Here is an 11,654-nt window from a genome sequence, read left to right as displayed (position 1 = left end):
TTGTCATCCTCGTTTAATAAAGCGCTGCCATGCTGTGGCCGGACGCCGTGATGACGCAATGATTGCGCCGAGATAACAAGGAAAAGCCGATGAGCCGTTTTGACGAGAAAGACAGTGCCAACCACCCCCGCGAGCAGGAGCCGGCATTCAACCGCCTCATCGAGGCGGGCCTGAGCCGCCGTGGCTTCCTCAAAGGGGTGGGCGCCGCCAGCATGGTGGCCTTCTTTGCCGCGAGCCCCGTGGCCCAGGCCGTGGCTGCCGCCACCCGGCCGCTGCTTGGCTTCCAGGCCGTGCCCGCCTCGGTGGCCGACACCATAGTGGTGCCGCCCGGCTACAAGGCCGAGGTGCTGATCGCCTGGGGAGATGCCCTCTTCCCCGATGCCCCCGCCTTTGCCCAGGGCAATGACGCCAAGGCCCAGGCCCGCCAGTTTGGCGACAACAACGACGGCATGAGCTTCTTCTCCCTGGGCCCGGATCGCGCCCTGCTCGCCGTCAACAACGAATACACCAACTACGAATACCTGTTTGAAGATGGTGGCAAGACCCTCAGTGCAGAGGCTGTCGCCAAGGCCCAGGCGGCCCACGGGGTTTCCCTGGTGGAGCTGGTGCGCATCGATGGCAAGTGGCAGGCCAACCCCAAGGGGGCCCTCAACCGCCGCATCACCGCCACGACCCCCATGACATTGAGCGGCCCGGCGGCGGGCCATGCCCTGCTCAAGACCCAGGCCGATCCCGAGGGGCGCACCGCCCTTGGCACCTTCAACAACTGCGCCAATGGCCAGACCCCCTGGGGCACCTACCTCACCTGCGAGGAGAACTTCAACGGCTACTTCGGCAGCGAGGGCAAGCCGGAGCTGGACCAGCGCGCCGCCCGCTACGGCCTGGCCGCCGAGGATGCGGGCTTTGGCTGGCACAGGTTCGACGAGCGCTTCGATCTCGCGAAGCATCCCCAGGAGCCGCACCGCTTCGGCTGGGTGGTGGAAATCGATCCCCGCGATCCCGCCTCCACCCCGAAGAAGCGTACCGCCCTTGGCCGCTTCAAGCATGAGAATGCGGCCTTCACCATCAACCAGGATGGCCGCGCCGTGGTCTACCTCGGCGACGACGAGCGGGGGGAGCACATCTACCGCTTCGTCTCGAAGAACAAGGTGGCGCCGGGCAACGATCCTGCGAACCGGGATCTGCTGGATGAGGGCACCCTCTATGTGGCTCGCTTCGAGGCCAGGGAGGGGGAGCTCAAGGGTACTGGCCAGTGGCTGCCCCTGGTGCACGGCCAGCACGGCTTGACCCGGGAGAACGGCTTCGCCGATCAGGGGGAGGTGCTCATCTTCGCCCGGGAGGCGGCGACCCGGCTCGGCGCCACCACCATGGACAGGCCCGAGTGGGTGGCCGTGCATCCCCACAGAGCCGAGGTCTACTGCACCCTGACCAACAACAAGAACCGCGGCCTCAAGGAGAACCAACCTCTCGATGGCGCCAACCCCAGGGCCGAGAACCCCTATGGCCAGATCATCCGCTGGCGCCCGATGGGGGACGATCACGGGAGCGACAGCTTCGAGTGGGATCTCTTCCTGCTGGCGGGCAACCCTGGCGTGCACAAGGAGGGGCTGATGGCGGGCAGTGCCAACATCCATCCGGACAACATGTTCAACAGCCCGGACGGCATCGGCTTCGACGAGGCGGGGCGGCTCTGGATCCAGACCGACGGCGATTACTCCAACGAGAAGCAGTTTGCCGGCATGGGCAACAACCAGATGCTGTGCGCCGATCCCGCGAGCGGCGAGGTGCGCCGCTTCCTGACCGGCCCTGTGGCCTGCGAAATAACGGGCCTCACCTTCACGCCTGACTGGCGCACCCTGTTCGTCGGGGTGCAGCACCCGGGTGAGGAGGGGGCGCCCTCCCATTTCCCGGACGGCGGCACCGCCATTCCCCGCTCCGCTGTGTTGCGGATCACCCGGGACGATGGCGGCATCATCGGCGCCTGATGGCCCGGGGTAACCGACTGGCCCGTGATGAAAAAAGCCGCCTTCGGGCGGCTTTTTTTGTGGGTGTGGCGGGCGGGAGACAAAAAAAGACCGGGTACGGGACCCGGTCAAAGAACCCGCGCATTCAGGGAAGAAGTGCGGGCGTTCAGGCTTGGTGGCGGGGCCGGGCATCGGCCCCTGATCCGGTGTCGGGGTGAGTGGCGTCACCCCGGCGTCAATGCGGGCTATTCGCGCTCCAGTGCGTGGATGGGATCCAGTCTGGCGGCCCGGCGGGCCGGGGCGAAGCCGAATATTACCCCGATCAGGCTGGCGCAAAGGCAGGCCACCCCCATGGCTGCAAGGGAGTAGCTCATCCGGACGCCGCTGCTGAAGTGGTCGAACAGTTGGCCCAGCACCAGGGAGAGGGCGATGCCGAGCACGCCCCCCAGCAGGCAGATCAGCACGGCTTCAATGAGGAACTGCTGCTGGATATCCCGGGTCCGGGCGCCGACCGCCATCCGCACCCCTATCTCCCGGGTGCGCTCGGTGACCGAGACCAGCATGATGTTCATAACCCCTATGCCCCCGACGATCAGGGAAATGAGGGCGATGAGAGCGATCAGCGTGGTCAGGGTGGCGCTGGTCTGGCTGATGGTCTGGCGGATGCTGTCGGTGTTGAGCAGGAAGAAGTCCTGGCTGCCGTGGCGCAGGGTGAGCAGGCGGCTGATGCCGTCCTGGGCGGCGTCCAGGCTCACCTCGTCCCGCACCCGCACGCTGATGCTGCGCAGATGGCTCTGCCCCAGCAGGCGGCTCATGGCGGTGGTATGAGGGATCCAGACGTTGAGGGTCTCGTCGCTGCCAAAGCCGCTCTGGTTCTTGATGGCGACCCCGATCACCCGGCAGGGCAGATCCCCCAGCAGGATCACCTGGCCCAGGGGGGACTGGGTCGGGGCGAACAGCTTGTCCCGGGTGTGCTCGTCGATCACCACCTCCTGGGCCAGGCTCTCCTCGCTCTGGCGATCAAAGCCCATGCCCTGGGCCAGGCGATAGCCCCTGACCTGGAAGAACTGGGCGCCGACGCCGTTGATGGTGCCGGAGACGGCGGTGCTGCCAAGGCGCAGGGGGGCGCTGGTGCTGAGGCTGGGGGTGACGCTGTGCACGTAGTCCAGCCGGGTGATGGCCTCGGCGTCCCCGATCCGCAACGTCTGTATGGTAGCGGAGCGCATGTCCCCGAAGCCGCGGCCGGGGAACACCTCCAGGGTGCTGGTGCCCATGGCGTTGATGTTCTCCAGCACTCGCTCCCGGGAGCCCTGCCCGAGGGCCACCACGGTCACCACCGAGGCGATACCTATGATGATGCCGAGCATGGTGAGAAAGGTGCGCAGACGCTGGGCAACCATGGCCTTGAGGGCCATCTGCAGGGCATTCCCGAGCCCCGCCATCAGCGGGGTCTTCCCCTTGGCGGACGTCTTGGTGGCGGCCTGGGTCGCCTGGGGAAAGGCCTGTGGCTCGCGCGTGCGGCGATCGGCGATCACCCGGCCATCTTTCAGTTCGATGATCCGCTCGGCGTGGCGGGCGATGTCCATGTCGTGGGTGACGATCACCAGGGTGTGGCCCTGGCGATGCAGAGCTTGAAGGCTCGCCATCACCTCGGCGCCGCTCTGGCTGTCGAGGGCCCCGGTCGGCTCGTCGGCCAGGATCACCTCGCCGCCGTTGATGAGGGCCCGGGCGATGCTGACCCGCTGCTGCTGGCCGCCGGAGAGCTGGCTTGGCTTGTGTTCGAGCCGGCTGGCGAGGCCGAAGCGGGTCAGCAGGGCCTCGGCCCGCTGGCGTCGCTCGGCCGGATCCAGACCGGCGTAGAGGGCGGGTACCTCCACATTGGTGCGGGCATCGAGATCCGCCAGCAAGTGATAACGCTGGAAAATGAAGCCGAAGTGCTCCCGGCGCAGGGCGGCGAGCTCGTCCCGGCTGAGGGTGGCAGTGTCGCGCCCGGCCACCAGATAGGCCCCCTCGCTCGGCTGATCCAGGCAGCCCAGAAGGTTCATCAGGGTGGATTTGCCGGAGCCCGAAGCGCCGACGATGGCCACCATCTCTCCACGGGCGATCGCCAGATCGATGCCATCGAGCACGGTGACGGTGCGCTCACCCTCTCCGAAGTGGCGGCGGATGCCCCGCAGTTGCAACAAGGCGCCCATGGTCACATCCCCATGGGGGGCGGCATGCCCCCGGCGGCGTTGCTCTGGCCTGCGCTCACTTCGCTGACGATGACCCGCTCACCGGTGCTCAGGCCCGACAGGATCTGGGCATCCACCTTGTTGTTCAGGCCGACCTTGACCCGGCGCAGGCTGATCCGGCCTCCGTCGTCGATCACCCTGACCCGATCCCCCTGCAGGGCGATGGCCGGGATCACCAGCGCATCTTTGAGCCGGGCGACCACCAGATAGACCTGGGCCGTCATGCTGATCCTGAGCTGACCGTCCTGGTTGGGCACCTCGAACAGGCCGTGATAATAGATGGCGCTGCTGTCGCTGCTGCTGGTGGTGTCGTCGTCATTGATGGTGTCGGGGGCGGGCTCGATGGCCCGCAGGGATCCCTCGAAGCGGCGCTGGCTGTTGCCAAGAATGGTGAAATAGACCGGCATGCCGACCCGGACGTTGATGACGTCGGCTTCGGAGATCCTGGCCTCCACCGTCATGGTGTCGAGCTGGGCAATCTTGAGCAGGGTAGGGGTGCTCTGGCTGGCGTTGAGGGTCTGCCCCTCCTCCACCGGCATGGCCACCACGGTACCGGAGAGGGGGGCCAGGATCCGGGTATACCCCAGGTTGACCCGGGCTGTGTCCACCGCGATCTCGGCCTGCACCCGCTGGGCGTTGAGGGCCCGGATATCGGCCAGGGTCTCGTCCAGGGTCGCCTTGGCGCTGTCATGGTCGGCCGTGCTGCCAAGACCTCTTGCGACGATCTGCTGCTGGCGCTGGTATGCGAGGCGAGCATTGCGAAGGGTGGCCTCTTTGGAATCCAGCTGGGCCTGGAGGTTGTCGCGCTGGGCCAGGGCATCCTTGAGGGCGTTCTGCTGGGGCAGATCGTCGATCTCGACCAGCAGATCCCCCTGTTTGACCTCCTGCCCCAGAGTCACGTGCAGTTTCTTGATCTGGCCCGATACCTGGGCGCCCACGCTCACTTGCTTGCGCGCCTTCAGGGTGCCGTCCGCCATGATGAGCTGCTCCAGATCCCGGGTCTCGGTACTGGCGGTGATGTAGTCGCTGGCGGGTGCCTTGGCTTGGGGGCGCCAGGCCAGCAACAGGGCGAGGGCGCACAGGGGCAGCAGCCAGAAGAGACGAGGGGAGAACGTGGGCATGACAACCTGTATCCTGAATGACGATCACGGCGGCACTCTACCCCAGAGCCGGGTTAAGGCTCTTTGCGCCAAGCGTAAGGGTTTCGTAAAAATGGCTGCCAAGTGCGTGGCAAGCGGCGAAAATGGCCGCCGACAAGGGAGACCGCATATGAAGATCCTGCTGGTGGATGACGATGCCGAACTGGGCGCCATGTTGAGTGAATACCTGGGGGGAGAAGGGTTTGATACCACCCAGGTGCTGACCGGAGGGGAAGGTGTGCACCATGCCCTCTCCGGCCGTTACAGCGCCCTGCTGCTGGATGTGATGCTGCCCGACTTGAGCGGCACCGAGGTGCTGCGCCAGGTGCGCCAGCGCAGCCGCCTGCCGATCATCATGCTGACCGCCAAGGGGGACAACGTGGATCGAGTGGTGGGACTGGAGATGGGGGCCGATGACTATGTGCCCAAACCCTGCTACCCCAGGGAGCTGGTGGCCCGGCTGCGGGCCGTTCTGCGGCGGGTCAACGAGGGGGGGAGCGCAACCCCCTCGCCGGATGCCCTCATCCTGGGGGATCTGACGGTCACCCCGGCCAACCGGGTCTGCCTCTGGCAGGGGGAGCCGCTGGAGCTGACCGCCACCGAGTTCAACATGCTGGTGTTGCTGGTGCGAGCACCGGAGCAGGTGGTCACCAAGGACACCCTCTCCCTGCAAGGGGTAGGGCGCCCGCGGGAGGCCTATGATCGCAGCGTCGATGTGCACATCTGCAACCTGAGGCAGAAACTGCAGCAGAAGGCGGGGGAGGCCGTCACCATAGAGACGGTGCGCAGCATAGGGTACAAGATACGGTGATCCTCAAGGGACGTTTGTTCTGGAAGATTCTGCTGGGCTTCTGGCTGGCCATCGTGCTGGTCAGCCAACTGCTCTGGCTCGGTTTTCGTGCCGAGCGTGACCCCCCGGAAGAGCACCTGGCCCAGCAGTTGGCGAGCCAGCATCTGGAGATGGCGGCAGCCGTGCTGGCAAAGGGGGGAATCGAGGCTGCGACGGCATTGAGCCAGGCCATGTCGCCGCCGTTGCTGCAGATAACACTCCTCGATGTCTCCGATGCGCCTCCCCGGCCAGCGCCCCGGGCATCCAGGTTGACAGCCTCCGGGGAACCTGGCCCGGGCAGCGTGCTGACACGCACCGTGATTGCCAGCGACGGGCAGACCTATCTGCTGCAGACCAGAGTGGACCCGCGCGTCCTCCCCGGCGGGCCGGCTCCCGGCCCCCTCTCCTGGCTCAACATTCCCCCGCCCATGCTCTGGATTGGCGGCCTGGGGGGGCTCTTGTTCAGCATTCTGTTCGCCTGGCACCTGACCCGGCCCATGAACGCCCTGCGGCGCAGCTTCGATCGGGTAGCCAGAGGGGATCTGGGGGTCAGACTCTGGCCCGCTCTGCGCTGGCGCCGGGACGAGCTGACGGAGGTGGCGAAGGAGTTCGATCTCATGGTGGAGCGGTTGCAGCAACTGGTCGAGGGGCGCGAGCAGCTGCTTCACGACGTCTCCCACGAGCTGCGATCCCCCCTGGCCCGCATCCAGATGGCCATCGGCCTGGCGGAGCAGCGCCCGGAGAAGGCGAGCAACGCCCTGGCGCGGATCCGGCTCGAGACGGAGCGGATGGACAGGATGATAGGGGAGCTGCTGACCCTCTCCCGTGCCGAGCAGGGCCACGGGCTTGAGCAGAGCCACTACGACCTGCTGGCGCTGGTGGAGACCGTCGTCCAGGATGCCAGGTTCGAAGCCCAGCAATCCGGGGTCGAGATAGGGCTCGAGGCGGCGCTGGAGGAGGGTTGTCTCCTGCTGGGGCATGCCGAGCTGGTGCGCCGTGCCGTGGAGAACGTGGTGCGCAACGCCCTGCGTTTCTCGCAGTCGGGCCAGATGGTGAATGTTCGCTTGCTGCGCCTGGGCCAGGAGGTGCAGCTCTCCATCGCCGATCGGGGGCCCGGGGTGGAGGAGGGGAAGCTGGCGGGGATCTTCGACCCCTTCGTGCGCATCGGCTCACCCCGCATGGGCAAGGGCTACGGGCTCGGGCTCGCCATCGCCCGCAAGGCGGTGATTCTGCAGGGCGGTACCATCCAGGCGCGCAATCGCGCACAGGGGGGGCTGAGAGTGACCATGACGCTGCCCCTGCATGACCCGTCTTGAGGTACGCGGCTCAGACCCGAGTGGGGTAAACACCCCGGTAATGAAAGAGGGGGCCAAGGCCCCCTGCTCGTATCTGTTCCTCCGTGCGATTCAGCGCAGCGCCGCTGGCGGCGGCACCTCGGTGTAGCGCCCGTCTATTTCTCGCAGGTAGTAGTGACCCTCCCTGACGTAATAGCGGCGGCCATCCAGATCCAGGGGGATGAGCCCTGTCTCTGCCACCACCAGGACCTGAGGAGGTGGGGAGACCACCACATAGTGGTTCTCCTGCCGGCGGTAGAAGATGCCGTCGAGCACATAGTAGGTGAGCCCGGCCAGCAGCAAGGTTTCCACCCCTCCCGGCAGCCGGTCGACGCGGTGGCCGAAGCCGGGACCAGCCCCATGGCCGTACTGCGGGGCAGGGCTCTCCCATCCGCCCGGTCTGCTCATGTTCCCCGGACCCGCCATGGCGGGCAGGGCGATGGCCATGGCAAGCAGCCAGAGTGAAGGGCGGTGCAGACTCATCTCACTGCCCCTTGAGCGGCGCACCGGCGGGCTGGGGTTTGAGTGGCTGGGGCGGCAGTTCGCGTACGCTGACCGTGACCTCGTAGCGGGTATCCTGCTTGGCGGCATCAATGTTTTTGGACAGCGCCTGGACCAGGGCCTGGGGATCCGCACCCTGCTTGCTGGCGTGATAGAGCACGGAGGGGGGCGGTGTCATGGGACCTCCCTGGCGGGCGCCCATCGGGGGCGGCATCTCGCCTGCATGAAGGAGCGTGGTGCCCAGCAGCAGGGCAAGGGCGACAGGATAGCGTGACATGATGATGACTCCATTGATGGGAACGCCCCCATCAAACGCGACGCGTGCGCCCGGCTCAACTACCTTTACACCCTCTTTTCGCCCTCTTTACAGTTGTGACAACGGGCGCCGTGGCGCCCGTTGTGTGTCGTGAACCGCTCGCCGGATCAAAACTCGTTGGAGAGCGCCTTGTAACCCCTGACCAGGTCGATGTTGGTGTGAGCCACATCCTCGGAGAACTCGGTGGCGTCCACGGTGACGCGCGGGATCTGCGCCAGATCGCTCTGCTGGTTGATGCGGGTGGTGGAGGGGACATAGAAGCCGGGGGGAATATCGCAGCCATCGACCACGGAGTTGTGGCGCACCACGGACCCTTCGCCGATGTGGCAGTTGAACAGCACGCTGTTGAAGCCGATGAAGACCCGGTTACCCACTTCGCAGGGGCCGTGGACGATGCTGCGGTGGGCGATGGAGCTGAACTCGCCGATGGTGACGGCAGCGCCGGATTTGGAGTGGATGACGACGCCATCCTGAATGTTGGAGTTGGCGCCGATGACGATGGGTTCCATGTCACCACTCTCGTCCACTTCGTCTGCGCGGATCACGGCATAGGGGCCGACAAACACGTTCTCCTTGATGATCACCTTGCCACAGATGATGGCGGTCTTGTCGATATAGGCGGATTCGTCGATAACGGGCAGGTGACCTGAGGGATTCTTGCGGATCATGTTACGTCCTGTTGCTGATGAAATCGGGGAAACGTGGCGCGTCATGAAGGCCCGCCGGAGAGCCAGCTTACGCCTCTGATCCGGCAGGGGAAACCTTTTACTGGTCTGACCCATAGTGAGTAAGGCCATTTTGAGCGATTGTTCTTTGACTCCCTGTTATGGGAGCATGAGGGCGTAAAATGGGGCGCCACCGGGTGCAAAGAGATGAGGGGGAACGAGAGATGAAGCAGGTCATGGTATGGCTGGTGGGGTCGCTGTTGTGGATCTCCGCCGCCCAGGGCAAAGGCTATGCGGGGGAGTTTGACTATTACGCCATGGCACTCTCCTGGTCGCCCGAGCATTGCGCCATCAAGCCAGGGGATCGGGAGCAGTGCGCCCGCAAGCTGGGGTTCGTGCTGCATGGGCTCTGGCCCCAGTATCAGCGCGGCTACCCCGCCAGCTGCACCCGCGAGCGGCTGGATGCGGACATGGAGCAGCAGTTTGCCGGGCTCTACCCCAGCCGCTTCCTCTATCGCCATGAATGGGAGAAGCACGGCACCTGTTCCGGGCTGAGCCAGGAGGCATTTCACCAATTGGCCAGCGATCTGCGCCAGAAGGTGAAGATCCCGGCCGCCTATCAATCGCCGGAAGAGCCGCTGCGCAAAAACAGCTTCCAGCTCAAGGCCGATCTGGCGAGCGCCAACGAGTGGCTGGCCCCTGATAACATCACGGTGGCCTGCGCCGATGGGGGCCGTTTCCTGCGGGAGATCTACATCTGCATCAACAAGCAGGGGACGGATGCCGTTCCCTGCTCCGACGAGATGCAGAAGCGGGAGCGCCGCTCCTGTGGCCAGCCGGACTTCCTGCTGCGCAGCGTGCGTTGACACCTCACGTTCGGGCCCTTCGCGGGCCCGATGTGCAATGAACCTCAAGGAGCCTGATGGATGAAAGCCAAGACAGGATGTCTGGCCGGGAACTGGACAGGCGATATCGCCAGACGACGTGCCAGCATGTCAGGTGCGCTCTGCCGACTCAACCCGCCTCTGGCGCACAGCCAGACTCACCATCAGAAACAGGAAACCATCATATGACGCTCTTTGCCGAACTGGGGATGCGCTATCCCGTCATTCAGGCCCCCATGGCGGGCGTGCAGGACAGCGCCCTGGCTATGGCGGCGACCAGTGCGGGGGCACTGGGCTCCCTGCCTGCCGCCATGCTGAGTGGTGCCGAGCTGCGCCAGGAGCTGAGCCGCCTCGCCGCCAGCGGGCCGGGCCCATACAACATCAACTTTTTTTGCCATCGGCAGCACGAGCCGGAACCGGCAGCGGAGCAGCGCTGGCGCCAGGTACTGTTACCCTATTACGCCGAGTTCGGGGTGGATGCCGCTGCGCCGTCGCGAGCCCCCTCTCGGGCCCCCTTCAATGACGAGCATGCGGCCCTGCTTGCAGAGTTCAGACCTGCCGTGGTCAGTTTCCACTTCGGCTTGCCCGAGCCCGAATTGCTTGCCCAGGTAAAAGCCACAGGCGCAAAAGTGTTTGTCAGCGCCACCACGGTGGCAGAAGCGCAGTGGCTTGCCGACCACGGAGCCGATGCCGTCATCGCCCAGGGGCTGGAGGCGGGTGGCCATCGCGGTCACTTCCTGAGTGAGGATCTCAGCTTGCAGCAGGGCACCTTTACCCTTCTGCCACAGGTAGTGGCGGCAGTAGCGATCCCGGTCATCGCTGCAGGAGGCATCGTGGATGGGAAGGGCATCAGAGCCGCCCTTGCTCTGGGGGCGAGCGCCGTGCAGGTGGGAACGGCGTTCCTCTGTTGCCACGAGGCGACGACCTCGCCCCTGCACCGTGCGGCGCTGCAGGGGAGGCATGGCCAACACACCGCACTGACCAATCTGTTCAGCGGCCGTCCGGCGCGGGGGATAGTCAACCGCTTGATGCGGGAACTCGGCCCTCTTTCGGCGTTGCCGCCTGACTTCCCGTATGCCAGCGGCGCATTGGCTCCGTTGCGTGCCGCAGCCGAAAAGGCGGGTGACCGCGGTTTCTCGCCACTCTGGGCCGGGCAGAGTATATCGGGCTGCCGCTCCATGGCGGCAGCCGAGCTGATCGCTGCCTGGGTTGCTGAGGCAGGACTGGTCTGAGCGTCACTTTGTGATTCTCTTCCTTTATATATGGATTGATATGGTCAGCAACCCTTCGAACAGGAGACGGGCAGAGAGGAACGGGAGGTAATAGGGTGCAGAATGAGCCCTTTTTTGACTTGTCCTGTGGGTAAGTCTGTATAAAAACTGTGTTCTTGATATGAATAACTAATAATTGGCATTTTTTTGCAATTTTATTGCGATGAGAGCTTGCCAATGTGATCTATGTCTCTATAATGCGCCTCCATCGACAGGGCAAGCGGCAACGCAAACAAGCCAGTCGGTGCCTCGAAAAAGCCTGTGAAAATAAGGCTTGACTCGAGAAGGCGGTTGAGTAGAATGCCACTCCCGCAGCAGCCAAAAGCTGCGTCGCTCTTTAACAATTTGAATCAAGCAATCTGTGTGGGCACTCACAGCATCGAGCATCAAAAACAATTTTTGATTTTCAATGTCTGATGAAGTGACCAAAGCAACGAAAGTTGCAGCAGTTAATTCAGCAATTCATTGAGCCGCCAACTCCTTGGTAACAAAGAGTGGCAACCAAACTTAAATTGAA

Annotated in this window: 10 protein-coding genes; 5 read left to right on the top strand and 5 right to left on the bottom strand. The window is 64.6% G+C overall.

Annotation, left to right across the window (positions count from 1 at the left end):
* The first annotated feature begins 89 nt into the window (after window positions 1–89).
* Entirely contained in the window at window positions 90–1,985 is a 1,896-nt protein-coding gene (locus ACB037_RS16220) for a PhoX family phosphatase (RefSeq protein ID WP_139737226.1), read from the top strand.
* Between the two features lie 224 nt (window positions 1,986–2,209).
* Here the strand turns inward: ACB037_RS16220 and ACB037_RS16215 are convergent, their stop codons facing one another.
* Window positions 2,210–4,159, bottom strand: coding sequence for a MacB family efflux pump subunit (locus ACB037_RS16215; RefSeq protein ID WP_371175591.1), 1,950 nt, complete (start codon window positions 4,157–4,159; stop codon window positions 2,210–2,212).
* 2 nt (window positions 4,160–4,161) lie between these two features.
* Complete coding sequence (locus ACB037_RS16210; protein WP_371175590.1) at window positions 4,162–5,319, bottom strand: efflux RND transporter periplasmic adaptor subunit; 1,158 nt, start codon at window positions 5,317–5,319, stop codon at window positions 4,162–4,164.
* Window positions 5,320–5,467: 148 nt separating this feature from the next.
* Between ACB037_RS16210 and ACB037_RS16205 the strand changes: the two genes are divergently transcribed.
* Both ACB037_RS16205 and ACB037_RS16200 read left to right on the top strand, forming a co-directional pair.
* Complete coding sequence (locus ACB037_RS16205; RefSeq protein WP_010672948.1) at window positions 5,468–6,148, top strand: response regulator transcription factor; 681 nt, start codon at window positions 5,468–5,470, stop codon at window positions 6,146–6,148.
* Window positions 6,149–6,162: 14 nt separating this feature from the next.
* Entirely contained in the window at window positions 6,163–7,482 is a 1,320-nt protein-coding gene (locus ACB037_RS16200; protein WP_371175589.1) for an ATP-binding protein, read from the top strand.
* 90 nt (window positions 7,483–7,572) lie between these two features.
* Here ACB037_RS16200 and ACB037_RS16195 read toward each other — a convergent pair whose 3' ends face one another.
* From ACB037_RS16195 to ACB037_RS16185, 3 genes are all read right to left on the bottom strand, one after another.
* Window positions 7,573–7,983, bottom strand: a complete 411-nt coding sequence (locus tag ACB037_RS16195; protein ID WP_043155330.1) for a DUF6515 family protein — start codon at window positions 7,981–7,983, stop codon at window positions 7,573–7,575.
* Window position 7,984: 1 nt separating this feature from the next.
* Window positions 7,985–8,278, bottom strand: coding sequence for a hypothetical protein (locus ACB037_RS16190; RefSeq protein WP_201970118.1), 294 nt, complete (start codon window positions 8,276–8,278; stop codon window positions 7,985–7,987).
* Window positions 8,279–8,424: 146 nt separating this feature from the next.
* Window positions 8,425–8,985: a carbonate dehydratase gene (locus ACB037_RS16185; protein WP_010672952.1), complete on the bottom strand. Its 561-nt coding sequence runs from the start codon at window positions 8,983–8,985 to the stop codon at window positions 8,425–8,427.
* A 221-nt stretch (window positions 8,986–9,206) separates the two neighbouring features.
* Between ACB037_RS16185 and ACB037_RS16180 the strand changes: the two genes are divergently transcribed.
* On the top strand, window positions 9,207–9,848 hold the full coding sequence (locus ACB037_RS16180; protein ID WP_104455314.1) for a ribonuclease: 642 nt from the start codon (window positions 9,207–9,209) through the stop codon (window positions 9,846–9,848).
* Between the two features lie 203 nt (window positions 9,849–10,051).
* Window positions 10,052–11,098, top strand: coding sequence for an NAD(P)H-dependent flavin oxidoreductase (locus ACB037_RS16175; RefSeq protein WP_371175588.1), 1,047 nt, complete (start codon window positions 10,052–10,054; stop codon window positions 11,096–11,098).
* Window positions 11,099–11,654 lie beyond the last annotated feature (556 nt).

Source organism: Aeromonas sp. S19(2024), from assembly GCF_041402625.1.
GTDB lineage: Bacteria > Pseudomonadota > Gammaproteobacteria > Enterobacterales > Aeromonadaceae > Aeromonas > Aeromonas caviae.
Note: the sequence above shows the minus strand (reverse complement) of the source record. Positions and strands in the feature narration are given on the sequence as shown.

Coding starts and splice junctions, on each gene's coding strand:
- ACB037_RS16220 (WP_139737226.1), top strand. CDS start 90: ATGAGCCGTTTTGACGAGAAAGACAGTGCCAACCACCCCCGCGAGCAG.
- ACB037_RS16215 (WP_371175591.1), bottom strand. CDS start 4,159: ATGGGCGCCTTGTTGCAACTGCGGGGCATCCGCCGCCACTTCGGAGAG.
- ACB037_RS16210 (WP_371175590.1), bottom strand. CDS start 5,319: ATGCCCACGTTCTCCCCTCGTCTCTTCTGGCTGCTGCCCCTGTGCGCC.
- ACB037_RS16205 (WP_010672948.1), top strand. CDS start 5,468: ATGAAGATCCTGCTGGTGGATGACGATGCCGAACTGGGCGCCATGTTG.
- ACB037_RS16195 (WP_043155330.1), bottom strand. CDS start 7,983: ATGAGTCTGCACCGCCCTTCACTCTGGCTGCTTGCCATGGCCATCGCC.
- ACB037_RS16190 (WP_201970118.1), bottom strand. CDS start 8,278: ATGTCACGCTATCCTGTCGCCCTTGCCCTGCTGCTGGGCACCACGCTC.
- ACB037_RS16185 (WP_010672952.1), bottom strand. CDS start 8,985: ATGATCCGCAAGAATCCCTCAGGTCACCTGCCCGTTATCGACGAATCC.
- ACB037_RS16180 (WP_104455314.1), top strand. CDS start 9,207: ATGAAGCAGGTCATGGTATGGCTGGTGGGGTCGCTGTTGTGGATCTCC.
- ACB037_RS16175 (WP_371175588.1), top strand. CDS start 10,052: ATGACGCTCTTTGCCGAACTGGGGATGCGCTATCCCGTCATTCAGGCC.